Source organism: Pyxidicoccus fallax (assembly GCF_012933655.1).
Taxonomy (GTDB): Bacteria; Myxococcota; Myxococcia; order Myxococcales; family Myxococcaceae; genus Myxococcus; species Myxococcus fallax.
This window is the reverse complement of record NZ_JABBJJ010000047.1, coordinates 1-21793: the sequence shown is the minus strand read 5'-3', so window position 1 is coordinate 21793 and position 21793 is coordinate 1. Positions and strand designations below refer to the sequence as shown.

Genomic DNA, 21793 nt, shown 5'->3' with positions numbered 1-21793 from the left:
GCGCGCTCACTTCCCCGGGCGGAAGCGCATGGCGCTCCAGACGTCGTCGATGGCGATCTGCCGGATGCCCTGGATGTCCTGCTGGAGCAGGTGCTTCCAGAGGATGTCCCGGTTGAGGTCGGTGCCGAGCTGGCCGGCCTTGGGGTAGGCGGCCCAGGCGATGCGGTCCGCCTTGGCGGCCTCGATGAGGGGGGCGCACTTCGCGTCCACGTCCGCCAGCGTCTTCACGAAGATGAGGAGGGCCTCCGCCTTGGCGGAGGTCGTCGTCACCACGTCGTCGAGGTCCACGCCCGAGGGCTTGCCGATGACGCGAACCTTCATTCCCTCCTTGAGATTCAGCTTCTTCGCCAGGCTCACTGCGCAGTCCTTTCCCGCAGGTGCGGGGTGGTGATTCCGCGCTCGCTCTCTACCGGGGTGGAGCGGGCCTTGGCAAAGGGCAGGAAGACGCGCAGCCGGGCGTCACGCAGCAGCAGCCCGCCCCAGATGAAGGCCGCCACGTAGGTGGGGAAGAGCACGTGGCTGAAGAGCGGGTTGTCGACGCGCACATGGGTGGCCACCGCACCGCCCAGGAAGCCCGTGAGGAAGATGGCGCCGAGCACCGAGGTGCGGGGGATGAGGTACAGGGCCACGCCCGTCAGCACCAGCGTGCCCATGATGGGCAGCCGGTCCGCGGCATAGCCGAGCGCCTCGCTGCCCTGGAGGACCTCCGGGGGCGCCACGAACTTCATGACGCCGTCCATCGTGAGAAACAGCACCGCGATGCCGCTCAGGATACGGCCGGTCCACAGCTGCGCCTTCGTGACGGTCTGCATGGAGGTCTCCTCGTTGTCGGCATGGGGGTATTCCCTGCCTTCACGAGGACGACGAACGACGCTCCGGGAGATCGACACGGCATTTTCCCGGGATTTTCCCAGGCAGGCAGGCGGCCAGGGTTGTCAGGCTCACTGCACGGGCTTCTGCTGCTTGAGGTAGTCGATGAAGCGCGCCACCGCCTCCGTCAGCGGCGTCCACTCCGAGGGACCCTCTTCCCACCAGCTGAACGAGACGGAGTCGAAGCCGTCGGAGCGCGTGAGCGTGTAGGAGGTTCCGTCGAAGCCGGCATGGCCCCGGAAGCGAAGAGGCGTCACCACGGGGATGCCCTCCAGTTGCTCGACGCGGGAGGCGAGCTCCTTCTGCTCGACGACGAGTTCGGTGTAACCCGGTAGGAGATAGCCCGCCTTGTCCGGGTTCGTCCGGCTCACGTACAGCGTCAGGGTGTCCTCGATTTCTCGGATGTCCCAGATGGAGCCCGACTCGAAGGACGGCCGTTCCCTGAGCTGCAACCGGAGGTGGCCTGCACCTCGCCAACTCGGAGTCTCTCCGATGCGCCGCTCACGGGACATCTCGGAGGCCTTCTCCGCGGCCTCCTGGCGCTCGCGCAGCAGGGCTTTTCTCTCGTGCTTGTTCATGGGACCTGCTCGGGCAGATCTCCAGCGTAGCCCAGGCAGGGGCGGCGGGCCCCCTCCCGTCCCGCGAGAGGGCCCGCCCGATGATTTGGAACGGTGGTCAGTCCTGGCAGGTGCTGCCGCAGGAATCCAGGCAGTCACAGAGCCGCGTGTTGCAGGTCGCGACGCAGGAGGCGTAGTTCGCCTCGACGCCGGTGCCGCAGGAGGTCACGCACGTGGCCTGCTTGTCCGAGCACGTCTTCGACTCCTCGGCGGAGCAGGCGTCATCGCCACAGGCGGTGACGGCCATCGCGAGGGACATCGAGGCGAACAGCACAAAGAGCGTGGTCTTCATGAAAGGGTCTCTCCGTAGAGTGGGTGAATCGTTGGGGTGAGGCACGCGGCTTCAGTGCGTGCGCGCGGAGAGACAGTGCAGTCCCCGTGCCCCGGCGGCGGACGGAGGCCTTTTCGGGACACAGGGGCCTCGTTTCGCGGACTTGGCGCGGAGGACTCGGGAGTCGCGCGGGAGGGCTGTCTCCTGCCAGGGGACAACTGTCCCGGCTCACGACAGTTCCGGCCCGGCGCTCAGCGCGGCGTCTCGAAGTCCACCCGGAGGGTGGCGACCCCTCCCGGCTCGATGTGGACGGTGCGCTGCTCGGTGCGTCCCAGGACGGGGTTGTGGAAGACGATGGTGTGCGGGCCCGCCGGCAACGGGTAACGGGCGAGCGGCGTCCGGTCCACCTCGCGCCCGTCCACCGAGATGACCGCCCAGGGACGCGCGTCCACCGTGAGGAAGCCGGTGCCCGTCACGGGCCTGGGGGCTTCGGCGCGCGTGGGGCCGCGCGTTCCGGAAGGGCGAGACGACGCGGACCGCTCGCGAGCGTCCCCGGACGCAGGCTGCGTCTTCGAGGGAGACGGAGTGGAGGAGGGTGCGGCCGATGAAGCTTCCCGTACCGGCGCGATGGGGGAGGGCTCCTCGGGAGGTGCTTCCCCTGCCTGTGCGACAGGCGAAGCGGCGAGACCGGACCGCGGAGGAGGGTTTTCCCGCGCCTGGACTCCAGGCGAAGCAAGGGCAGCATCGGCCGCCTCGCGTGAGGTGCGCTGCCAGAACCCGAGAGCCACAGCCACCACGGCCACGCCGCCCGCCAGGGCAAGCACAGCCCCTTTCGTCCCCCGACGAGTGTCGCCGTGCCCCACCACCTTCGTGGTGTCCTGGGAGGGGAGCACCTGCCCCGGCAAGCGCGGGCGAAGCCCACCCGCTTCCCCGGACTCCGGAGCAGGAGGCACCGTCCGCGTCGGCCCCGTGTCGAACGCGGGCGGAGCCTGACGGAACACCGCCAGCTCGGCGGCACACAGCGACTCGACGAGCGCGCCCACCTCGGACGGGCGCGCCACCGGCCCATCCATCAACCCTTCGAGCAACGCCCGCGCGGACGGCAGCCGAGACTCCCGCTCCCGCGCCGTCCCCTGCGCGAGCGTGTCACGGATGCGCGCGCTGACGTCCGGCCGCACGCGCGTGACGTCCGGCAGCGACTCGCGGCGGATGGCCTCCATGGTGGCCGCGTCCGTGGCGCGCTGGAACGGCGAATCCAGGGTGAGCGCCTGATAGAGCGTCACGGCCGCCGCGAAGACATCCGCCCGCGCATCCACGGGCCCCGTCGCGTCCAGCTGCTCCGGCGGCATGTACGCGTACTTCCCCCAGGGACGGCTGCTGCGCGTCGTCGCATTGGCGAGCACCCGCGCGATGCCGAAGTCCCCGAGCAGCACGGCCCCCCGCGCGGACACCATGACGTTGGACGGACTGACGTCCCGGTGGACGACGCGGAAGTCCTCGCCCGCCGGCCCGCGGAGCTGGTGCGCGTAGTCGAGCGCCTCGCAGAGTCCCGCCGCCACCGCCCGCACCACGGGGAGCGGAAGCTGCCGGCCCTCGCGACGGCACGCGCGGAGCAACTGCGACAGGCTCACGCCCTCCACGAGCGCCATCGCCAGGTAGTAGCGCCCCTCCGCCTCGCCCGCGTCGAAGAGCTGCACGACGTGGGGATGCTCCATCCTCGCGGCGATGCGCGCCTCTTCCAGGAAGCGCTCCACCAGCGCCGGCTCCTCGGACAGGTGCGGCAGCAACAGCTTGAGCGCGACGCGCTTCTCGAAGCTCCCCAGGCCCGTGCGCCGGGCGATGAACACCTCGCCCATGCCTCCCGCCGCGAGGCGCGAGAGCAGCTCGTAGGGGCCCACGTGCAGCCCCCGCATCGCGGGCCCGCCCGTCACCATGTGAGGAGATAGCCTCCGCCCAGCGCCGCCGCTCCGCCTCCGACGAAGAGGGCCCTGGCCCATCCGGCCTGCGAGCGCGCCCGCTCGGAGTGCCGCCGTGCATCCCCCGCCCACTCCGCGCGCTCCGCGGCGTCATGGGACTCACTCGAACGAACCTGGAGCCACGTGCCCCCCACGCCCGCGGCGACCGCCACTCCCAGCGCCACCCAGCCCAGCGTCCCGCGGACACGCGGCGGCTCGGAGGGCACCGCCCCCGGCGGAGGCGCGGAGGACACGAGCGGCTCCGCGACGACGCCTCCCCGGTCCCACACCCGAGGCGCATCCGGGGCCCCCAGTCGTGTCACGCCCTGGCCCTCCTGGCCCCGGGCCTCGACATACCAGCGCACCGGGCCCGCTCCATCGCCCGGAAGCTGGAAGACACACAGCCCCGCCTCGGGAACGGCGCGCAGCTGCCGCCAGTCCGCATCACGCGGACCGCGCGAGTGCAGCACCACCGCCTCCACGCGCCGCCACGGGTCCACCACCTCCACCCGCACCAGCCCCTCCGCCGAGGGGAGCTGCTTGAGGGCTACATAGTCGGCCGGGAAGAGCCGGGCCTTCACCGCATGGAAGGCCTCCAGAATCTTGGGCGAGAGGTCCGACGGAAGCTCCGCGCGCGGGTCCAGCGCGAGCATCCGCGTGTAGCTCGCCTCCGCCTCCGCGCGCCGGCCCTCCGCCAGCTCGCAGCGGGCCTTCAGCTCCAGGATGTCGAGCAGCTGGGCGCGCGTGTTGGAGGGGACCTGCTCGGCGAGCTGGAGCAACTCCAGCGTCTGGGCGAAGTCCAGCGCCTCGTACCGCGTCCGCGCCTGCTCCAGATAGGGATTCGCCGGCGCGACCTGTCCCAGGACCACCAGCAGTGTCACGGCAAGCCACATGGCGCACGCATCCTAGCTCAGCCCTTGCCGCGTCCGGGGACGAGCCCGTGCGTCTTGAGCAGGCGATAGAAGTAGGAGCGCGCGAGCCCGGCCTCCCGCGCCGCCGCCGAGGCGGAGCCGCGGTGCCGGGCGAGCAGCGCCTCCAGGTAGCTGCGCTCGAAGGCCAGGAGGACCCGCTCGCGCGTCGCGTGGAAGTCCTCCTTCGCGCCACCGGGGGGCGCCAGCTCCGGCAGCGCGGCCTCCGCGCCCAGCGTCAGCGTCCGCTCCACCGCGTTGCGCAGCTCCCGCACGTTGCCGGGCCAGTGATAGGCGCTCAGCGTGGCGAGGCTCGCGGGTGACAGCGGCAGCGACGCCCCGAGGCTCCGCGCGAAGTGCTCGGCCAGCAGCGGGATGTCGTCCAGCCGCTCCCGCAGGGGCGGCGCGCGCAGCACGATGCTCGCCAGCCGGTGGTAGAGGTCGGGCCGGAAGGTGCCCTTCTTCATCGCGGCCGCGAGGTCCCGGTGCGTGGCGGCCACGAGCCGGAAGCGCACCTGCCGCTCCCGCGTCTCGCCGAGCCGGGAGAAGCGCCCCGTCTCCAGCACGCGCAGGAAGGCGGGCTGCAGCTCCAGCGGCAGCTCCGCCACCTCGTCGAGGAAGAGCGTCCCCTCGTGCGCGGCCTCGACGGCGCCGGGTGTGTCCGCCACCGCGCCCGTGAAGGCCCCGCGCGCATGGCCGAACAGCATGCCCGGCAGGAGGCCCGGCGGGACGGAACCGCAGTCGAACGCGCGCAGCGCCCCCGTCCTCCCGGACAGCGCATGCAGCGCCCTCGCGATGCCCTCCTTGCCGGACCCCGTCTCTCCCTGGATGAGGACGGGCACGTCCACGGGAGCCACCCGCTCGATTTCGGCGAACAGCCGCCGCATCGCCAGCGAGCGCCCGAGCAGTCCGGCCAGCTCCGTCCGCTCGCTGAACCGCTCGGGCTCGACATCCGCGGGGAGCAGCGCGAGCTGCGTCCTCCCGAGCGAGACGATGGCGCCCAAGGGCACCTCCACCACCTCCACCCGGGCACCCAGGTAGCGCGTCCCGTTGCGGCTGCCGAGGTCCCTCACCCGCGCACGCGGCCCGAGCAGCTCGAGGCTCAGGTGCTGGCGGGACACCGTGTCGTCGGTGAGCACGAGCTGGCAGGACGGCAGCGTCCCCACCACCAGGGTGCCGCCCTCGAAGAGGATGGACCGCCCCCGGTCCGGCCCCTCCATGACGAACAGCCGCACGCGGGGAGGACTGTCGGGGTCCGTCTTCTCCGTGAGTGGCGAGGTGCGGGGCGGGCTCACGGGCCGTTCTCGCAGAGGACGCTGTCCGAGCGCCAGAGCGCGACCTCGTCCACCCACACGGGAGTGTCCACCTCCGCGGGGATGACGAGGCGCAGGGTGCCCACCTCGTTCTCGAACAACAGCGTGGAGACCTTCACCTGCCGCCAGGTGCCATCCAGCGGGAGCTCCTCGGAGCTGGAGACCTCGGTCCCTTCGAGGATTTCGAGCACGGCGGTGTGACCGGCGCCTCCACGCACCCAGGCCGAGGCGCAGTAGTAGCTGTCCTCGGCGTCGAGGAGCGGTGGCGAGCGCGGTGTGAGCGTCACCGGCTCGCCGTTCCCCGTGGGCACGAGCCGGGCCGCGAGGGCACCCGCGAAGCCCGGCGCTTCGGTGGACAGCTCGCCCGTCGTCTCCCAGCCCTCGACACCGTTCTCGAAGCCGGGGTTGCGAACGAGGTTGGTGGGAGGTGGCTGCACGTCATCCGACGTACAGCGGCCCTCCACGCATTGGAGGCCCGGCCCGCAGGACTGCTCCGGCCCGCAGCGCTTGCCCGTGACGTCGACGGCGTCGGGGATGCAGCCCGGCGCGAGGATGGCTCCGAGGACGAGCAGCAGGCCCTGTCGGTGCGTCAGCACGGCGTGTCTCCTGACCTTCACAGCACGGCGCGGACACTACCGGCTCCCCTCGCACGCGACCAGCGGGGCCCTTCCTTCCATCACGGCGGGCCATGGCAGAATGTGCCCGCGCTTCTCCCGCCTGCGAGGTGCCCATGGGCCGGACCATCGAACTCATCGCCAGGACCTTCGAGGCCTTCGGCCTGGTCGGCGTCTGCACCGTGGTGGGCGGCATCGTCCTCGTGGCCGTGCTCATCAAGTCCGTCTCCGGCGGCAAGGGGACGGACTGAGGGCCGTGCCTCACTCCTCCGAGTCCGCGACCTCGGCCTCGGGAGGCGGCGGCAACTCGAAGGACCACACGAAGGCGTCCGAGCCGTTGAGGCCGCGGAGCAGCGCCTTGCCGTCATGGAAGGTGCCCAGGACGCCGAGGGCCCGCACGGACCGGCCCACCGTCTCACCGGAACCCGCGTCCACGACCCGGGCCACGCTCCCGTCGTGCACCAACAGGTGCCCCTGCGCTCCGGGCAGCCACTGCCCGGTCGGCGTGCCCGCCGCGAGCTTCTTCCCGGCGACGAGCTTCCGTGCCTCCGCGTCGAACGTGTCCAGGTACACCGCCTTGGCTCCGAACGACGAGAGGTACCTTCCGGACGCGTCGAAGGCCCGCTGCTTCACGGGCGTCTCCTCGCGGAACGTCTGCACCAGGGTGCCCGTGTCCAGGTCCCACAGCTCGGTGGCCTGCTCACCGGAGACGAGCAGGGGGAGGGTGGGGTGGAGCGCGAGCGGGCCTCGCGTCTTCAAGAGGAGCCGCTCGCGCTCAGGCTGGATGCGGAAGCGGACCTCCGTCTCGTCACCGGCCTGCCCGGCGACGATGGCGGCCTTCTCGCTCGTCGCCAGCGTGGTGGCCGTCAGGGATTGGTACATCTCCTCCTCGCGCGCCCCGTTCCTCATGTTCTCGATGACGACCCGGGGAGACGAGTCCCCATTGTTCCAGCGTCGCGCGCCCGCGACGAGGAAGCCTCCGTCGGGTGACATGGCCAACACCCCCGTTATCTCCAGCTCATAGTGGTTGGAGAGCTTGGAGCGCTGCTCCAGGCTGGTGGGGTCCAGCTCGAAGACCTTGGAGTCCTTCATCAATCCCACGAGCTGTCGCGGCTCGGGGCCCTGGAAGATGGAGCGAAGCTCCGTCGGAAGGCGCAGCAGCCGGTCTCCCGTCGTGGTGTCGTGGAACTCCTCGGGCGGCTCCGGTGGGTCGAAGCGCACGAGCTTGTGGTGGGTGATGAACGTGGGCTCGGGGTCCTCCCCAAGCATGTGCTCGATGCCGTCACCCTTGGGCCAGGTCTTGTGGTACCGGATCTGGGACGCGTCGCGCCACGGGCTGTACTCGGAGTGGATCCACGCCTTCTCCGCCATGAAGGGCTTGAAGGCCCCGGCATCCACGGACGCGAGCCACGCGGCGTCGTAGGCCTGGGCCACCTTGCGCAGGAAGTCGCCGAGCATCCGGGCCGTGCCATCCTCGAAGCGCCGCACCCAGAAGCCCACGTCCAGGTGGTCCACCTCGCCGGGGGCGATGCCCATCAGTCCGTCGACGTTCTGGCGGTAGTACAGGTACCCGTAGAAGAGCCGGCGGTCCTTCTCGCCCCGGTGCCGCACCTCCGCCCAGTAGGACACGGGGTCGCCCAGGCGGTGGTTGCGCTGAAGGAGCTGGAGCAGACCGAAGTCCTTCTCGAGCTCCTCGCGCCGCGGCGCATAGTTCTTCGCGAGCGAGGTGTATAGGAGCAGCTCGTAGCGCAGCCGGCGGCGGAAGACGGGGTAGAGCTTCTGCGTGAGCGTCCCCAGCAGGGGGGTGTCCGGCGGCAGCCAGGCCACGTCGAGGAACTTCGCGAGCGCGTCCGGGTCATACCGCTTCTTCGTGGTGTCGTAGATGCTGGCGCCCAGGGTCTTGCGCAGCGCCGTGAGCGGCGGGCCCTTGAGCCGCATCCACGCCCGCTCCATGAAGGTGCCGCGGGTGACGAGGTGCACGCCCGCGTGCTCCAGCCGCGCCACGTGGGTATCGCGCCAGATGTCCTCGATTCGCCCGGCCAGGAGGAAGAGGGCCTCCTCGATGACGGGCCGGACACTCTCGGCGAGCCGCCTGCGCTGCTCCTCCGCCGCCAGCCGCTCCCGAAGCTGCGTCCGGGCCTCCTCGAGCTGTTGCCGCGCCTGCGCCGCGTGGGGGTTGCCATGCGGGTGCTGCGCGGGGAAGCGCTGGAGGAACGCCTCGAAGTGCGCGACCCGCTCGGCGTCCCCGGCGGGAACATTCCCGCTCGTCCGCCGCCAGTCGGCTTCCAGCGCTTCGAGATGGCGCTCCTGCTCGGACTTGCAGCCCGCGAGGGTGACGAGAAGCACCAGCAACCACAGACGAGACGGACCCACGAGAACTCCACCCACCATGCCCAGCTACGTGCCGAGCGCGCTGAGTCTCCCAGCTTCGGGGGCCGCCCGTCACCTGGGGGACCTCAGCGCTGGTGCAGGCGCGCGAACTCGCGCGTCAGGGCATCCAGGTCTTCCGGGGGAGTCTCATCTGGGAGCGTGAGGTACACGGTTCCCTCGCTGTCGGGGAGCACGAAGTAGGGCTTGCCGAGCGACGAGCGCCGCAGCTCGAAGGCCGTCAGCTCCTGTCCCGACATCTCCTTCCACAGCCCCCGCGTCTTGTGTGTGTTGCACAGGAGCAGGTGCTCGGCCGTCACGATGAACCAGAGGATGGGAATCGTCGCGTTGGGCTTGTAGCTGCTCTTCAGCCCGAGCACGAACTCCCCGGGCCCCACGCCCCGCACCCTCAAGACGTCCTGGATTCTCGGGGGGAGCTGCTCGAAGCCGCGGACAATCATGCTCATGGTGGGAGTCGCCGTTGTGCCGCGGTTCGCGTGCGCTGTAGGGTACACGATGTCGTGTCACCCACATCCATTGATCCGCGCATTCTTGAGAGCGCGAAGCATCTGACGAAACGCGCCCGCCTGCTCGTGGAACTCATCATTGCTCGCGGGAGCGTGACAATGGAGGAGCTCACGGCCGAGGGATATGCACACGCAGCCCGAGCAGCCGCTGACGTTCGTGACGCGGGAATTCCGCTGGTCACGACGATGGTGAAGAGCCCGAAGACCCATCGCCCGATGGCGGTGTACTCCTTCGGGGATCCATCCCAAATCGTCGACGGAAGAATCGGTGGACGTTCCACGATTCCGAAGAAGGTGCGGAGTCTGCTGGTGGAGCGCGATGGAGAGCGCTGCGCTGCCTGTCTTCACCCCTATCCAGCAAGCGAGCTTCAAGTCGACCATCGCGTGCCGTTCCGCGTCGGAGGCGAGCCTGGTTCCACGGAAGGGTACATGCTGCTCTGTCGTTCCTGTCAGCGCTCGAAGTCGTGGGCCTGCGAGCACTGTCCCAACTGGACGGCACGCGTGGAAGAGACCTGCCGGGGATGCTTCTGGGCGTCCCCTTCGAACTATCAGCATGTCGCGACCCGGGCGGAGCGGAGGGTCTCGCTGGTCTTCGAAGGTCCAGAGGAAATCCGTCGTTTCGACGAGCTTGCCAGGCACGCCGCGGAGCAAGGCGTGGACATCGCGGCGGCCATCAAGGCCTGGCTCTCGCAATCAGGCTAGAGCCACGGACCTATCCCGTGAGCCCGGGGAGCTGCTGTTGGGATGTCTCCTTGATGGAGCGCATGTTCCGATGACGCTGCTCACCCCGTAGGAGCTTGGGAGACACGTACAGCGACTCGAAGGTGTTCGCCTCCTCGCCATTCAGGGTGGCCTGCGACGAACGCCCCGCGTGAACCTCGATTTTCGTCAGGCCGAGGCTGGACGGAAGCTCCGGGCCGTACGTTCGGTCACCGCTGCGGCCGTCGAAGCTGATGATGACCCTCACGCCACGGCGGATATGGCGGTCGAGGTCGCTGATGAAGCGCTCGCGATCGAGTTGCTGGTGGTAGCGCTGGTCGCGAGCACCACTGGTGCCCTGGTAGGGCGGGTCCATGTAGACGACGTCTTTGCGTGTGGCCCGCTCGAGTGCCTTCACGTAGTCACCGCACGTGACCACCGAACGCCCCTTGAGGAGCTGGGACGCGCCGAGGATGTTCTGGCGCATCCGCTCCGGGCGGGTACCGACGCGACGCTTGTCCGGCGACTGGTTGAACTCTCCGGCGGCGTTGAAGCGCACGGAGTTCTTCACGCAACGGGCGAGGAGGAACAACAGCTTCGTGGGGTCCCGGTCCCGGTTGAAGTCATCACGCACGTGGTCGAAGTAGGCCCTCGGGTCGTCGTGCTGGGCGTGCCAGATCTTCTCGTACTCATCGGCGACCGCCTCGGGCGACGCGATGATGTTGCTCCAGAGCTTCGTGAGCGGCTCCAGGCTGTCGTTGAGCTCGATGCGCCGTGCCTTCTTCGCACGCGCCACCGCGAGGCTGACCGCCGCCGAGCCGCAGAAGGGCTCGTAGAGCGTTTCGAGGTCGTCGGGCAGGTACTCCAGGATGATGGGGGCCAGTCGTCGCTTGCTGCCCTGATAGGGAATCGGATGCGGGATCTCGGCCATGGCTCCCTGAACTACTACGGCTCCTCGCCTCGGGAGTCTCGCCGAATGACGACAGACCGTCCAAAAACACGGCCATTCCAGTGCCCGGTCGGGGCCCGCCCCACACTGCCCCCCACTCGAGGGAGCCGGCCCCGGATTGCTTCACTGAACTCCTGGGGTGTGGAATGAAGCCCACCCTTAGTAATAGTCCCGCAAGGTGAGCCGGCGCTCGCTGCCGTCCTTCATTGTGAGCACCACCGTCTGCCCGGCGGGCCGGGAACGCCAGCGCGCGAGTTCGGTGCCCTCGTAGTCCGGGCCAATCTTCTGGCCGTCGATGGCGACGATTTCCTCGCCCACCCGCCAGCCCGCGGTGGCCGCCGGGCTCCCGGGCGCCACGAGCTTCACCTCGAGCCGTCCCTCGCCGGAGAAGGTGATGAGCCCGGAGCGGTCCTTGCGGAAGGGCTGGCGCAGGGCGCGCGCATCCGGCACCAGCAGCAGCGTGTCGTTCGCATAGTCCGTCACCATCCGGAAGCGGCCGAGCACCGCGAGGCCGAGGTTGCCGAGGATGCGGTCCGAGGCGGAGACGGAGTTGCCCACCTCGTCGAACACGGTGGGCACGTCCCGCAGCGTGAAGCCCGCCAGCTGGATGCGCTTGAGCGTCGCCACGTCGCGCTCCTTCAGCCCGCCCACCGCGCCGGACAGCGTCTTGGAGCTGCGCCGCTTCTCCAGCAGCCCCGCCTTCTGCCAGTACGAGGGGAAGAGCGACAGCGCCCCGCCATTGCCCACGTCGAAGAGCACCGGGATGGGCGGCCGCCCCTCGATGGAGAGCTGCACGGTGCGCTGCCCGCCCGCCGACTCCACCACCGGGAGGCGCACCGCGCCCGGCGGGGCCTTGAAGGCCGAGGCCTCGTGGAAGGCGACCTTCCTGTTGGGGAAGTCCACGTCCACGACGAGCTGATTGAAGGCCTCCTTGCCCAGGATGACCGGCAGCGGATGGCCGATGCGCTTCGCCACCTCGGCCAGGTCGATGATGGCGACCGTCAGCCCGCTCAGCTTCAGGTGGCCGATGGTGATGTCCACTCCGCCGGCGAGCTGCGCCTGCGCCTGCCCACCGCTGCCCACCGCCGCCAGCTGCCCCTCGGCCTTCAGCCCCAGCTCACGGGCGTAGGCGGGGTCGACCACGGTCATCTCGGCCCCGCTGTCCAGCAGCACCTGCGTCTCCCGGCCATTCACCCGGGCCGGGATGAAGACGCGGTTCTCGTTGAAGAACTCGAAGGGGATGAAGCCGGTGCTCTTCCGGCCCTCCGCGAAGCTGGCCCGGCGCGCCACCTCGGGCCGAGCGAAGAGCGAGGGAGGCAGCGGCACGTTCAGCTCCAGCGTCTCCACCACCGTGCGCTCGTCGCTGTCCGGGTTGTCGGTGAGCACCTCCTCCAGGAAGGGCATGCGCACGTCCTGTACCCGCCGCCAGTCGCCCAGCCGCACGAAGCGCGTCTCGTTGTCCTCGCGGATGCGGAGGCCATGCAGGGCGCCCTCGGTGCCGTCGAGGAACAGGTCATAGAGGTCCTCGTCGCCGAAGGTGACGCGCACCACCTTCCAGGTGCGGCCGTCGCGCGCCTCGTCGGGCAGGAGCGCGAGCTTCGCTCCGTCACGCCCGCGCAGCGCCGTGCCGAAGTCGAGCGCCACCCGGTGCCGCGCATCCCGCACGTCGGTGGGCGCGGCGTCCTCGACCTGGCCGCTCGCGTTGAGCTTCCAGCTCCCCTGGGGGACGACAGCCAGCGCGCTCTTCAGCACGCCGAGGTCGGTGTCAACGCGGAGACGCCCGTCCCGGTGGCGCCACGACTCCCACGTACCCCGAAGCCCGCCCGTCGCCGTCGTGCCCCGGGCGTGGGCGCTCTCCAGGCGCGCATAGGCATCTCCGCCGCGCCACGCGAGGTGACGCTCGATGAGCGGCTTCAGCGCGTCCGCGCGGGCGGAGGCGGGAGCGAGCACGAGGGCGAGTCCCAGCACAATCGAGGTGAGCAATCTCATTCGGTGTCTCCGCGGGTAAACGTGCGAGCGAGCATGAAGGGCGGTCCCAACACAATCCGGGTGAGCAGCCTCATTTGGTGTCTCCGCGCCTGGACGTGGGAGCGAGCACGAGCGACGGGCTCGGCGGCATCGGGATGAAGACGCTCATTCGGTGTCTCCGCGCCTGGCTTGCATGTGGGAGCGAGCACGAGGGACAGGCCTGGCAGCCTCGGGATGGGCCCCCTCATTCGGTGTCTCCGCGCTTGGAAGAGGAGGGCGTTCCCACGAGCTGGCGCAGCCCCGGCGGGCTCGCGCCGATGAGGGAGAAGGCGCGCCCCATCCGCGTGCGCGCCGCCTGTGGCGCGTGCAGCCGAATCTCCGCGGACAGCCCGCTGTGCTGCAGGCAGGACAGATAGACGCTGTCGCTCCAGATGGCCTGCTTGACGCCGGTGCCGTCCGGAGTGAGCAGCGCCACCAGGAACTCGCGCGCATCGACGACGAGCGTGAGCTGCGCGCCCGGCCACCGCTCCCGCACGAAGTCCGCGTCCTGCGAGCGCACGCATGTGAAGGGCACCCGCGGAGGCTCCGCGTAGACGATTCCCGCGACGGCGACGTCCCGGGCACTGGCCTCCGTGAGCACGGGAGCAAGGGACGTGAGCGGAGGAGGGAAGAGGTCGAAGAGCACCAGCTCCTTCGCGCCGGAGACCATCGTCCGCGCGCGCTCCATCACCTGGGCGGCGCTCTTCAGGTGGTAGATGCGGTCATCCTGGGCGGGCGCGTGGAGCTTGCGCAGCGCGTCCGCGGCCGAGCGCTTGCGCTGCTCGAACCCCCGCTGGAGCGCGGTGAGCACCTCCTCCGGAGGCACCGCCCGGAACGAGCGAGGCTCGCCTTCCTCCACCAGCACCGCCCCCTTGTGCTCCAGCGAGGCGAGCGCCTGGTAGATGCTCGGCGGCGCCTTCCCCAGCGCCTGCGCGAGCCGGTACCCGGTGGCGGGCACCGCCCCCTTGAGCAGCTCGCAGTAGACCCGCGCCTCCACCTCGGTGAAGCCAAGGGCCACGAGCCCCTCATCCGCATCCATGGGGCGTTGTTATTACCATGCACTAATAACAGTCAAGCCGACGGTGCCAGACTGCTTCGAGGGGCGTGTGCGCCCCCTATCTTCGCCATCCCAGCGCCCCGTTCTCTCCGCAAGGCGCACTTCCTCGCCCCGGATGCGTCGGAGTGAACCGTACGAAGAAGAACACGGACGTGAAGCCCACCCTGTCGTCCCCGCGGAAACTCCCGAAAGGGCGCCGGAGGTGGAGGTGCGGATTCCGGTGGCCGAAAGCGAAGCCCACCGGCCCATCGAGTGTCCGTGAGCAGCCCAGGCCACGGATGGGCTCTTGCGCCGGAGGCTTCCTCGCCCGTCGTGAGCATGGAGGCTGGTGCCCTTCGAGAGGACCTGCCAGGTCCTCACCGTACGCGGACCCATCCTCCCTGGCATGTCAGCCCCCTCCGGTAGAAGAGTCGTCGTGGAGGAATGATTCCTCCAGCGGCAGGTCGGCCCAGGGGGCAGGGAGAGGGGAGAGGGGGACGATGATTTTCTGGCACTCGGAGAATCCGGACGAGATGACGCTGCGCGAGTCGGCGGTGGTGCTGGCCCAGCGCGGCTACGGCCACGTGCGCGCCGAGGAGCTGGCGAGGGCGGGGGGAATGTCGGTGGGCAGCTTCTACCGGCAATACGGCAGCAAGGCGGGCTTCGCCCAGCAGGTGCGCCAGTGGGTGGAGGGCGACATCCGCCGCATCGTGCACCACGCGGTTGCAGCCCTCCCTCCCCGAGGCAGACACGTCAGGGCCCTACCCGACCTTCCTGAAGGGGCTAGCCAACCTCCAGCTTCGCGCGCAGGTGCCGCCTCACGGCCGGCCACTCCGCCTCCAGGATGGAGAACACCACGGTGTCCCGCAGGCTGCCGTCCGAGTGGCGCAGGTGGTTGCGGAGGACGCCGTCCTGTTTGGCGCCAAGCCGGGCAATGGCCGTGCGCGAGGCGTGGTTGAACCAGCTCGTCTCGAAACCCACCGCCGCGCACTTCAGCTTCTCGAAGGCGTGGGTGAGCAGCAGCAGCTTGGCCTCGGTGTTCAGCCCCGTGCGCTGCACGCGCTTCGCATACCAGGTGTAGCCGATGCTCAGGCGGGGCGTCTGGGGGTCGAGCTGGTACAGGCGCGTGCTGCCGACCACCTCTCCGCCCGCGTCGCGCACGACGAAGGGGAGCGCCTGACCGCGCTCCTTCATGGCGAGCGCCGTCTCCACGTAGCCCGCCATGCCCTCCGGGCGCGGCACGCTGGTGTACCAGCAGTCCCACAGCTTCCCGTCGGTGACGGCGAGGCTCAGGGCCTCCACGTGCTCGACGCGCAAGGGCTCCAGCCGCACGTGGCGGCCCTCCAGGATGGGGATGTGTGACCACTCGCTCATGGTGCCTCCAAGGTCTTCGCCCGGTCCGGGACCGGCGCACGACTCCGATAGTACGCACATCCTCGTTCCACCCACGCCACTCCCGAGCGCGGAGCTTCCGGTCAGGCGCCGAACCGCCCCACGCCCGCGACTTCACGTTGACGTCCGGCCATTCACGTAACATATAAAGTGGCATGAGACGCGACAGCCGGCTCTCCGTGGCACTGCACGTGCTCCTCCACATGGAGGAGCTGGGGCCCGTGGTGACGTCGGAAGCCATCGGGCGGTTGATGGAGGCGAATCCCGTGGTGGTGCGACGGACCATGGCCGGGCTGCGCAAGGCCGGCATCATGCGTTCGGAGAAGGGCCACGGCGGCGGGTGGTCGCTCGCGCGCAAGCTCGACGCCGTGACGCTCGCGGATGTGTACGAAGCCCTGGGAACGCCCGCCGTGTTCAGCATCGGCCCCCGGCATGAGAGTCCCGGCTGTCTCGTCGAGCAGGCCGTGAATGGCGCCCTCGGCAAGGCGCTTGGCGAGGCCGAGGCGCTCTTCATGAAGCAGCTTCGGGGCCTCTCGGTGGCGGACCTCGGGAAGCAGGTTCAACGCAGCCACGCTCGCTCCACGAAGAAAGGCTCCCATCCCCATGGCTGACATCACGCACCGCACCGTCCAGACGAACGGCATCCACCTCCACATCGCCGAGGCCGGCCAGGGCCCCCTCGTGCTGCTCCTCCATGGCTGGCCGGAGTCCTGGTACTCGTGGCGCCATCAGCTCCGGGCGCTCGCGGAGGCCGGCTACCACGCGGTCGCGCCGGACGTTCGTGGCTACGGCCGCAGCGACAAGCCATGGCCCGTCGAGGCGTACAGCATGAAGAACCTCCTGGCCGACTGGACCGGCCTGCTCGATGCGCTCGGGGAGAAGACGGCCGTCGTGGTCGGCCACGACTGGGGAGCGGCGATGGCGTGGAACTGCGCCGCGCTCCACCCGGACCGTTTCCGCGCCGTCGTGGGCATGAGTGTCCCGCATCTCGGCCGCCCGCCCATGCCGCCGACGCAGCTCTTCGCGCGGATGTTCGGCGACCACTGGTTCTACATCCTGTACTTCCAGGAACCGGGCGTCGCGGAGGCGGAGCTCGAAGCGGACGTCTCCAGGACGGTGCGCACGACTCTCGCCGGCGTTCCCGGGTTCGATACGACAGCCGAAGTCATCAGGGCCCGGAAGAAGGGCGACGGGTTCCTCACCGGCCTCGAAACACCGGGCACGCTCCCGGACTGGCTGACGGAAGAGGACGTCGCGTACTTCGTGAAGGAGCTCCAGGGCAGTGGATTCCGGGGCGGGCTCAACCGCTACCGCAACATGGACCGGGACTGGGAAGAGCTTCCCGAGCTGGCGACGGCCCGAATCGAGCAGCCCGCGCTCTTCCTCATCGGAGAGAAGGACCCGGCCAGAGCGATGGCGCCGGTGGACGCAATGAAGCCGCTGGTGCCCAACCTGGAGGAGGTGCGGGTCATCCCCGGCGCGGGACACTGGGTCCAGCAGGAGCGCGCCGCGGAGGTCAACGCGGCGCTGCTGGCCTTCCTGAAGAAGCTGCCCGCCTGAGGGCCGCGAGCCCGAAGGTCAGCGGCTGGACGAGGGTTGCAGCAAGAGCAGGTAGTGATTCGGCAGTCCTTCGTACTCGGACACGACGGAGTAGCCGGCGTCCTCGGCGGCGGCGACCAGCGGCGGACGGAGCGCCCGCAGGTGCGTCACCGCGATGCGGCCATTCGGGGTGAGGGCGGAGCGCAGCTTCGTCAGGTAGGCCACGCGGTCCGAGAGGAAGTGGTCCACCTCGGAGAGGAGGATGAGGTCGTACGCACCGGGTTCGAGGCCCGGCTCGTCCGGCCCCACCTTCCGCACCACGACGTTCTTCCGCTCGGCCATCCGCGCGCGGAGCCGCGCGAGGGCTTCGTCATTGATGTCGGTCGCGACCACCTGTCCCGCCGGGCCGACCGCGTCCGACAGACGCGGAATGAAGTACCCGAGCCCCGCCCCGACATCCGCCACCCGCTGTCCCGGCGCGAGCCCGAGCGCGGCGATGACCTTCGCGGGCTGGCGGGATTCGTCATACGCGGCCCGCTCGCCCTCGACCCCGCCAACGCCATGCAGCTCGGAGGGCGGCGCCTTCGCGGCGGCCTCGGCCGGTGGCAGGGCGGGCTCGGGACGCTTTCCCTCTCCTCCCTCGGAGCGACAGCCGCCTGCCGCGAGCATCACGACACACATCCACACGCGAGAAAGAGTCATTCCGTTCACCAGGGACAGATACCGCGCCCCGGAGGGTACACGACCCTCCGGGGCTCACGCCGCTCTACGGCTCCAGTCCCACCGAGCCCACGCCCGCGTGGGTGAGCGTCTCCCACGACATCTGCAGGTCCGTCGCCGGCCGGACCCCGCGCACGCGAGGGAGGAGCGCGGCCGTCGAGGGCATGGAGCGGCCCTTCCGCGTCACGAAGTGGTTGTAGAGGATTTCCCACGTCGGGAGGATCTGCACCTCCAGGGTGTTGTTCGGCACCGGCACGCCGTTCTTCTTCACGAACTCGCTCCTACGCGCGCATAGCCACGACTCGACGGGGATGGTGGTCGCGTCACCGTTGGCCGGGGCATGCGGCACGATGTACCGCGCCATGAACTCGGCGCCCGCGATGAGCCGCGCCTCCTGGCCGGAGTAGAGGTCCACGCCCTGGATGAGCGCCGTCTCCGCCGCCTGGGACAGGGAGGCGATGGACATCGTCGCATGGCCGAAGTCGCGGCACGCCTCCAGGCTGATGCCATTCACGCGCGTGGTGCCGAACTCGGTCTGCCCGCGCCAGGTCGACAGGAGCACCCCGGACTTCCAGCTCCCATCCGCGTTGCGCTGGTCCGGAGCGGGAATGGGCACCGCGCCGTCGGTCGTCAGGTAGACGGTCTCCTTCACGTGCACGCGCCACATGCCGAGCGCCCTCTCGAAGAGCGCCCGGTCATCCGTGTAGATGGCGATGTTCATCACGCCGTTCGTCATGGAGTTGTTCCAGTTGGAGCCGCCGCCCGCCCAGCCGTTGATGATGCGGGGCAGCACCGCCCGCTTGAGCATCTCGCCGAACTTGATGGCGCGCTCCCGGGGCCAGCCCGAGCCGCTGTAGCGGAGGATTTCCGCCGAGCGGGGGAACAGCTCCGCGAGCCACGCCGCCTGGAGCGGACCGTTGTGCGTGTTGTTGTCGGAGCCGACGTAGAGGATGGTCTGCAGCGTGTCCGCGTACGCGTCGAGAATCCGGATGGCCGCGTCCGCGTAGCGCTGCTCCCGCGTGTGGTACCAGAGCAGCGCGAGCGTGTAGGCCTTCAGCGCGTCCTGCCGGGAGTCGTAGCAGCCGATGTCCACCGTGCTGCCGGCGTTACCGCACTGCATGGTCTCCACGGGCCTGGGGACCCAGGCCGTGTTCGCGTGGCTGCTCTTCACCAGCTTGTTGGCGAACTGGCTGGCCCACGGCTCCGCGCCCACGGCGATCTTCGCCTTCACGAAGTCGAGCTGCGCCTGGGAGACGTGCAGGCCCGGGTGGACGAAGACGGGCGTGTACGTGACGGTCAGCCGCGGCCGCTGCGCGAGCGTGGCGGCCTCGGAGGACGCAAGGTCCAGTCCGTCCATGTTCGTGAGGGCGTCCAGCACGAAGCCGTGGTTGCTCGTGGGGTTGTTCACCCACTGCTGGACGGCGGCGAGGCCCTGCGCGCCGAGCGTCACCGTATGGGTGCCCGTGACGGTGGGAAGCAGCGTGCCCAGCACCGTCGAGCCCCGGTCCGTCGCGCCGCGCGCGCCGGGAGCGCTCCACGTGCTGGCCGCGCTCGCCCGGGCCCAGGTGGCCTCGGCCTCGTTCCACGCACGGCCGGCGGTATAGAGGAAGTAACCCTCTCCGCCCGTCCGGTTCGTCACGTGGAAGGTGAGCTGCACCGAGCGCACCGTCGCGCCCGCGGGAATCTCGCGCAGGTCGAAGCGCAGCAGGGCGTTGGCCGCCTGCCCGCTGCCCGCCGGGTAGTCGAGGTCCATGCGCAGCAGGGCGTCCGCGCCCACGTTGGTGGACGGCAGGTTCTCCTGGAGCCAGGTGTCGGTGACACCCGCATAGCTCGCACTCGGAGACACACCCTGCTGGAAGGACACCGTCACATCCGAGGCCAGCGCGCCCTGCTGCTGCTCCGTGACGGTGTGGGGGGAATCACCGTCGGAGGACTCGGGGACGCCACACGCGGCGAGGACACCGGGAACGAGAAGCAGCGCCAGACGGCGCGGCCACAGCCAGTTGCTCAATCGCACGACAACTCCATTTCGGGGGGAAAATGGGAAAGCGTGTTGCAGGCTGGGTTATCGCGTCCCGCGCCGCGCGGTTGCGGAGGGTTCAGTCACTGAAACTTTCCACAAATGGGAGGCGCTGGACGGGATGACGGGGGCACTGGAGAATTCCTCAATGACCCGGACGATTGGTCCCTACGCTTTGAATCACGTGGCCGAGGGTGACTGCCTTCAGCTCGCGGCGGACCTGCCGGCCAGCAGCATCGACGTGATTGTCACCAGCCCTCCGTACTGGGGGCAGCGCACCTCGCTGGGGACGGGCGTCGAGGCGGACCCGCGTGAGTACCTCCGCGCGCTGACGCGCGTCTTCACCGTCCTGCTCGACAAGCTGAAGCCCCAGGGCCTGCTGTGGCTCAACATCGGCGACGCCTACAACACGCCCGTCAATTGGCGTCAGGATGACCGCGGCTACAGCACGCTCGGTCCGAGCAGGAGCGGGCTGAAGGCGGAGAACTCCGCGTACACGAAGCCCCGCGCGCAGCGGAAGGCGTTCCTCGACAAGGGGACGCCGTGGCTCTCCTATGGGAACCTGCTCGCGCTCCCGTATCGGCTGGTGCTCGACCTCTGTGATGCCGGGTACCTCTTCCGCGGCGAGGTCATCTGGAAGAAGCGCAATCCGATGCCGGAGGGACGGTGCCGCCGGCCCCACCGCGGGCACGAGAGCATCTACCTGCTCGCGAAGCAGGAGGACCACGCGTTCCGGACCCTGCCTCCCGTGAAGAGCGTCTGGGAGTTCGGCGGCGGGAGGCTCGGAGGCGCGACGCACTTCTCCCGCTTCCCCGAGGAGCTCCCGTCCCGGTGCATCGACGCCTACGGGCTGGCCGGGCCGGACGTCGTCGTGCTCGACCCCTTCTCCGGCTCCGGCACCACGGGCATCGCCGCGCGCAAGCTCGGGTGCTCCTATCTCGGCTTCGAGATCGACCCCGAGCAGGTGCGCAAGTCCAACGAGCGGCTCGGCTTCCTGCGGGAGGAGACACCACCAGAGTCCCAGGGCCAGCAAACCCCGTTCGGTGACTCTCCCGCCGCCAGCTCCGGGTGAGCCCGCGCCAGCCGCGTACCGGCGCCAACCTGCTTCAGGGAAGTCCGGTAAGGCCGGCGAGGATTGCCTGCGGCTCCCTTCGCCATTCCAGCGCCGCCCCTTCTGTTTCCAGGGCGCATCTTCCGCGCCTCGGATTCGTTCGAGGCGGGAAGCTTCCTGTCCTCGGAGGCGCCCTCCCTCATCGTGAGCGTGGTGCCAGCTGCCCCATCGCAGCCTCCATGGCGGTCAAGGCGTCGTCCCGCGGCACCGCGTGACTCCCGAGTCCGCGCGCGTGTCAGCCCCCGCCTCGGCCCCAGGGATGGACCGAAGGACACGCAACCGGATGAGCTGCCAGAGGGCATTCCCTGGCGCGAGACGCATCCTTCCTGGCAGGTCAGCCCTCTCCGGAGGGAGGGCCGTCGTGGAGGAAGGATTCCTCCGGCGCGGCCGCATCCGAGGCGGGTCGTCGTGGAGGAATGATTCCTCCAGCGAGGCCGCATCCGAGGCGGGCCGTCGTGGAGGAATGATTCCTCCAGCAAGGGGGCGCCCGAGGCGGGTCGTCGTGGAGGAATGATTCCTCCGGCGAGGCCGCATCCGAGGCGCGCCGTCGTGGAGGAATGATTCCTCCAGCAAGGGGGGGCGCCCGAGACGGGCCGTCGTGGAGGAATGATTCCTCCAGCAAGACGGCGCCGGGGGGCTGGGAGGGGATAGGGTCCTCGGAGGACCTGTACGAGATGACGCTGCGCGAGTCGGCGGCGAAGCGGTCCGTGCGCGGCCATGGGTATGTGCGCGCCGAGGCACAGGCGAGGGAGGGGAGGATGTCGGTGGGCAGCTGCTTCCGGCGCCATGACAGCAAGGCGGGCTGCGCCCAGCAGGTGCGCCAGGAGGCCGAGGGCGACATCCGCCGAATCGCCTGGGGGACTTCGAGAGGGAGCTGG

The 21793-nt window shown here is 69.8% G+C and carries 22 protein-coding genes and 1 pseudogene; 7 read left to right on the top strand and 16 right to left on the bottom strand.

Going from position 1 to position 21793, the window contains the following annotated elements; genetic code table 11:
• Window positions 1-6: 6 nt before the first annotated feature.
• The 8 genes from HG543_RS12955 to HG543_RS12920 form a co-directional block, all read right to left on the bottom strand.
• Window positions 7-357 (bottom strand): hypothetical protein, encoded by a 351-nt coding sequence (locus tag HG543_RS12955; RefSeq protein WP_343073341.1) that lies wholly within the window; start codon window positions 355-357, stop codon window positions 7-9.
• On the bottom strand, window positions 354-812 hold the full coding sequence (locus HG543_RS12950; RefSeq protein ID WP_169345048.1) for a DoxX family protein: 459 nt from the start codon (window positions 810-812) through the stop codon (window positions 354-356). The genes HG543_RS12955 and HG543_RS12950 overlap by 4 nt, the downstream gene beginning before the upstream one ends.
• A gap of 129 nt (window positions 813-941) precedes the next feature.
• Entirely contained in the window at window positions 942-1448 is a 507-nt protein-coding gene (locus HG543_RS12945; protein WP_169345047.1) for a hypothetical protein, read from the bottom strand.
• Between the two features lie 97 nt (window positions 1449-1545).
• Window positions 1546-1779 carry a hypothetical protein gene (locus HG543_RS12940; RefSeq protein WP_169345046.1) on the bottom strand — a complete coding sequence of 78 codons (234 nt, stop codon included), beginning with the start codon at window positions 1777-1779 and terminating at the stop codon, window positions 1546-1548.
• A gap of 230 nt (window positions 1780-2009) precedes the next feature.
• The gene (locus HG543_RS12935; RefSeq protein WP_169345045.1) at window positions 2010-3692 is read right to left on the bottom strand and encodes a serine/threonine-protein kinase; all 1683 of its coding nucleotides are present in this window, start codon (window positions 3690-3692) and stop codon (window positions 2010-2012) included.
• Window positions 3686-4606 (bottom strand): hypothetical protein, encoded by a 921-nt coding sequence (locus HG543_RS12930; RefSeq protein ID WP_169345044.1) that lies wholly within the window; start codon window positions 4604-4606, stop codon window positions 3686-3688. The genes HG543_RS12935 and HG543_RS12930 overlap by 7 nt, the downstream gene beginning before the upstream one ends.
• Window positions 4607-4623: 17 nt before the next feature.
• On the bottom strand, window positions 4624-5916 hold the full coding sequence (locus HG543_RS12925) for a sigma 54-interacting transcriptional regulator (protein ID WP_169345043.1): 1293 nt from the start codon (window positions 5914-5916) through the stop codon (window positions 4624-4626).
• Entirely contained in the window at window positions 5913-6530 is a 618-nt protein-coding gene (locus HG543_RS12920) for a hypothetical protein (RefSeq protein ID WP_169345042.1), read from the bottom strand. The genes HG543_RS12925 and HG543_RS12920 overlap by 4 nt, the downstream gene beginning before the upstream one ends.
• A 134-nt stretch (window positions 6531-6664) precedes the next feature.
• Between HG543_RS12920 and HG543_RS56265 the strand changes: the two genes are divergently transcribed.
• Entirely contained in the window at window positions 6665-6799 is a 135-nt protein-coding gene (locus HG543_RS56265) for a hypothetical protein (RefSeq protein WP_281404396.1), read from the top strand.
• A gap of 10 nt (window positions 6800-6809) precedes the next feature.
• Here HG543_RS56265 and HG543_RS12915 read toward each other — a convergent pair whose 3' ends face one another.
• Together HG543_RS12915 and HG543_RS12910 are read right to left on the bottom strand one after the other, a co-directional pair.
• Window positions 6810-8921 carry a WD40 repeat domain-containing protein gene (locus HG543_RS12915; protein ID WP_169345041.1) on the bottom strand — a complete coding sequence of 704 codons (2112 nt, stop codon included), beginning with the start codon at window positions 8919-8921 and terminating at the stop codon, window positions 6810-6812.
• An 83-nt stretch (window positions 8922-9004) separates the two neighbouring features.
• Window positions 9005-9382: a hypothetical protein gene (locus HG543_RS12910; protein WP_169345040.1), complete on the bottom strand. Its 378-nt coding sequence runs from the start codon at window positions 9380-9382 to the stop codon at window positions 9005-9007.
• 54 nt (window positions 9383-9436) lie between these two features.
• Between HG543_RS12910 and HG543_RS12905 the strand changes: the two genes are divergently transcribed.
• Window positions 9437-10144 (top strand): HNH endonuclease, encoded by a 708-nt coding sequence (locus HG543_RS12905; RefSeq protein WP_169345039.1) that lies wholly within the window; start codon window positions 9437-9439, stop codon window positions 10142-10144.
• Between the two features lie 10 nt (window positions 10145-10154).
• Here the strand turns inward: HG543_RS12905 and HG543_RS12900 are convergent, their stop codons facing one another.
• From HG543_RS12900 to HG543_RS12890, 3 genes are all read right to left on the bottom strand, one after another.
• The gene (locus HG543_RS12900) at window positions 10155-11072 is read right to left on the bottom strand and encodes a Dam family site-specific DNA-(adenine-N6)-methyltransferase (protein WP_169345038.1); all 918 of its coding nucleotides are present in this window, start codon (window positions 11070-11072) and stop codon (window positions 10155-10157) included.
• 177 nt (window positions 11073-11249) lie between these two features.
• A complete protein-coding gene (locus HG543_RS12895; RefSeq protein ID WP_169345037.1) occupies window positions 11250-13079 on the bottom strand; it encodes an aspartyl protease family protein in 1830 nt (609 codons plus the stop codon).
• Between the two features lie 223 nt (window positions 13080-13302).
• Window positions 13303-14136, bottom strand: coding sequence for a TrmB family transcriptional regulator (locus HG543_RS12890; RefSeq protein WP_169345036.1), 834 nt, complete (start codon window positions 14134-14136; stop codon window positions 13303-13305).
• A 296-nt stretch (window positions 14137-14432) separates the two neighbouring features.
• Here HG543_RS12890 and HG543_RS56775 point away from each other — a divergent pair.
• A pseudogene (locus tag HG543_RS56775) lies at window positions 14433-14792 on the top strand (helix-turn-helix domain-containing protein); the annotation flags it as partial.
• Between the two features lie 124 nt (window positions 14793-14916).
• Here HG543_RS56775 and HG543_RS55225 read toward each other — a convergent pair.
• Complete coding sequence (locus HG543_RS55225) at window positions 14917-15507, bottom strand: GNAT family N-acetyltransferase (protein WP_169345035.1); 591 nt, start codon at window positions 15505-15507, stop codon at window positions 14917-14919.
• Between the two features lie 173 nt (window positions 15508-15680).
• Between HG543_RS55225 and HG543_RS12875 the strand changes: the two genes are divergently transcribed.
• The gene (locus tag HG543_RS12875; RefSeq protein WP_169345034.1) at window positions 15681-16136 is read left to right on the top strand and encodes an Rrf2 family transcriptional regulator; all 456 of its coding nucleotides are present in this window, start codon (window positions 15681-15683) and stop codon (window positions 16134-16136) included.
• Window positions 16129-17085: an alpha/beta fold hydrolase gene (locus tag HG543_RS12870; protein WP_169345033.1), complete on the top strand. Its 957-nt coding sequence runs from the start codon at window positions 16129-16131 to the stop codon at window positions 17083-17085. Before HG543_RS12875 ends, HG543_RS12870 begins: the two co-directional genes overlap by 8 nt.
• Window positions 17086-17103: 18 nt before the next feature.
• Here the strand turns inward: HG543_RS12870 and HG543_RS12865 are convergent, their stop codons facing one another.
• On the bottom strand, window positions 17104-17733 hold the full coding sequence (locus HG543_RS12865; RefSeq protein WP_246356983.1) for a class I SAM-dependent methyltransferase: 630 nt from the start codon (window positions 17731-17733) through the stop codon (window positions 17104-17106).
• Window positions 17734-17830: 97 nt separating this feature from the next.
• Window positions 17831-19801: a DNRLRE domain-containing protein gene (locus tag HG543_RS12860; protein ID WP_169345031.1), complete on the bottom strand. Its 1971-nt coding sequence runs from the start codon at window positions 19799-19801 to the stop codon at window positions 17831-17833.
• 151 nt (window positions 19802-19952) lie between these two features.
• Here HG543_RS12860 and HG543_RS12855 point away from each other — a divergent pair, with 151 nt between their 5' ends.
• Together HG543_RS12855 and HG543_RS54460 are read left to right on the top strand one after the other, a co-directional pair.
• Window positions 19953-20876: a DNA-methyltransferase gene (locus HG543_RS12855; RefSeq protein WP_169345030.1), complete on the top strand. Its 924-nt coding sequence runs from the start codon at window positions 19953-19955 to the stop codon at window positions 20874-20876.
• 713 nt (window positions 20877-21589) lie between these two features.
• On the top strand, window positions 21590-21793 hold a 204-nt coding region (locus HG543_RS54460; RefSeq protein WP_211193897.1), incomplete at its 3' end, for a hypothetical protein.

What these genes read in the sequence shown, in the direction of transcription:
- HG543_RS12950 (WP_169345048.1), bottom strand. Translation starts at nt 812, where the DNA reads ATGCAGACCGTCACGAAGGCGCAGCTGTGGACCGGCCGTATCCTGAGC.
- HG543_RS12945 (WP_169345047.1), bottom strand. Translation starts at nt 1,448, where the DNA reads ATGAACAAGCACGAGAGAAAAGCCCTGCTGCGCGAGCGCCAGGAGGCC.
- HG543_RS12940 (WP_169345046.1), bottom strand. Translation starts at nt 1,779, where the DNA reads ATGAAGACCACGCTCTTTGTGCTGTTCGCCTCGATGTCCCTCGCGATG.
- HG543_RS12935 (WP_169345045.1), bottom strand. Translation starts at nt 3,692, where the DNA reads ATGGTGACGGGCGGGCCCGCGATGCGGGGGCTGCACGTGGGCCCCTAC.
- HG543_RS12930 (WP_169345044.1), bottom strand. Translation starts at nt 4,606, where the DNA reads ATGTGGCTTGCCGTGACACTGCTGGTGGTCCTGGGACAGGTCGCGCCG.
- HG543_RS56265 (WP_281404396.1), top strand. Translation starts at nt 6,665, where the DNA reads ATGGGCCGGACCATCGAACTCATCGCCAGGACCTTCGAGGCCTTCGGC.
- HG543_RS12910 (WP_169345040.1), bottom strand. Translation starts at nt 9,382, where the DNA reads ATGAGCATGATTGTCCGCGGCTTCGAGCAGCTCCCCCCGAGAATCCAG.
- HG543_RS12900 (WP_169345038.1), bottom strand. Translation starts at nt 11,072, where the DNA reads ATGGCCGAGATCCCGCATCCGATTCCCTATCAGGGCAGCAAGCGACGA.
- HG543_RS12895 (WP_169345037.1), bottom strand. Translation starts at nt 13,079, where the DNA reads ATGAGATTGCTCACCTCGATTGTGCTGGGACTCGCCCTCGTGCTCGCT.
- HG543_RS12890 (WP_169345036.1), bottom strand. Translation starts at nt 14,136, where the DNA reads ATGGATGCGGATGAGGGGCTCGTGGCCCTTGGCTTCACCGAGGTGGAG.
- HG543_RS55225 (WP_169345035.1), bottom strand. Translation starts at nt 15,507, where the DNA reads ATGAGCGAGTGGTCACACATCCCCATCCTGGAGGGCCGCCACGTGCGG.
- HG543_RS12875 (WP_169345034.1), top strand. Translation starts at nt 15,681, where the DNA reads ATGAGACGCGACAGCCGGCTCTCCGTGGCACTGCACGTGCTCCTCCAC.
- HG543_RS12870 (WP_169345033.1), top strand. Translation starts at nt 16,129, where the DNA reads ATGGCTGACATCACGCACCGCACCGTCCAGACGAACGGCATCCACCTC.
- HG543_RS12865 (WP_246356983.1), bottom strand. Translation starts at nt 17,733, where the DNA reads ATGCTCGCGGCAGGCGGCTGTCGCTCCGAGGGAGGAGAGGGAAAGCGT.
- HG543_RS12855 (WP_169345030.1), top strand. Translation starts at nt 19,953, where the DNA reads ATGACCCGGACGATTGGTCCCTACGCTTTGAATCACGTGGCCGAGGGT.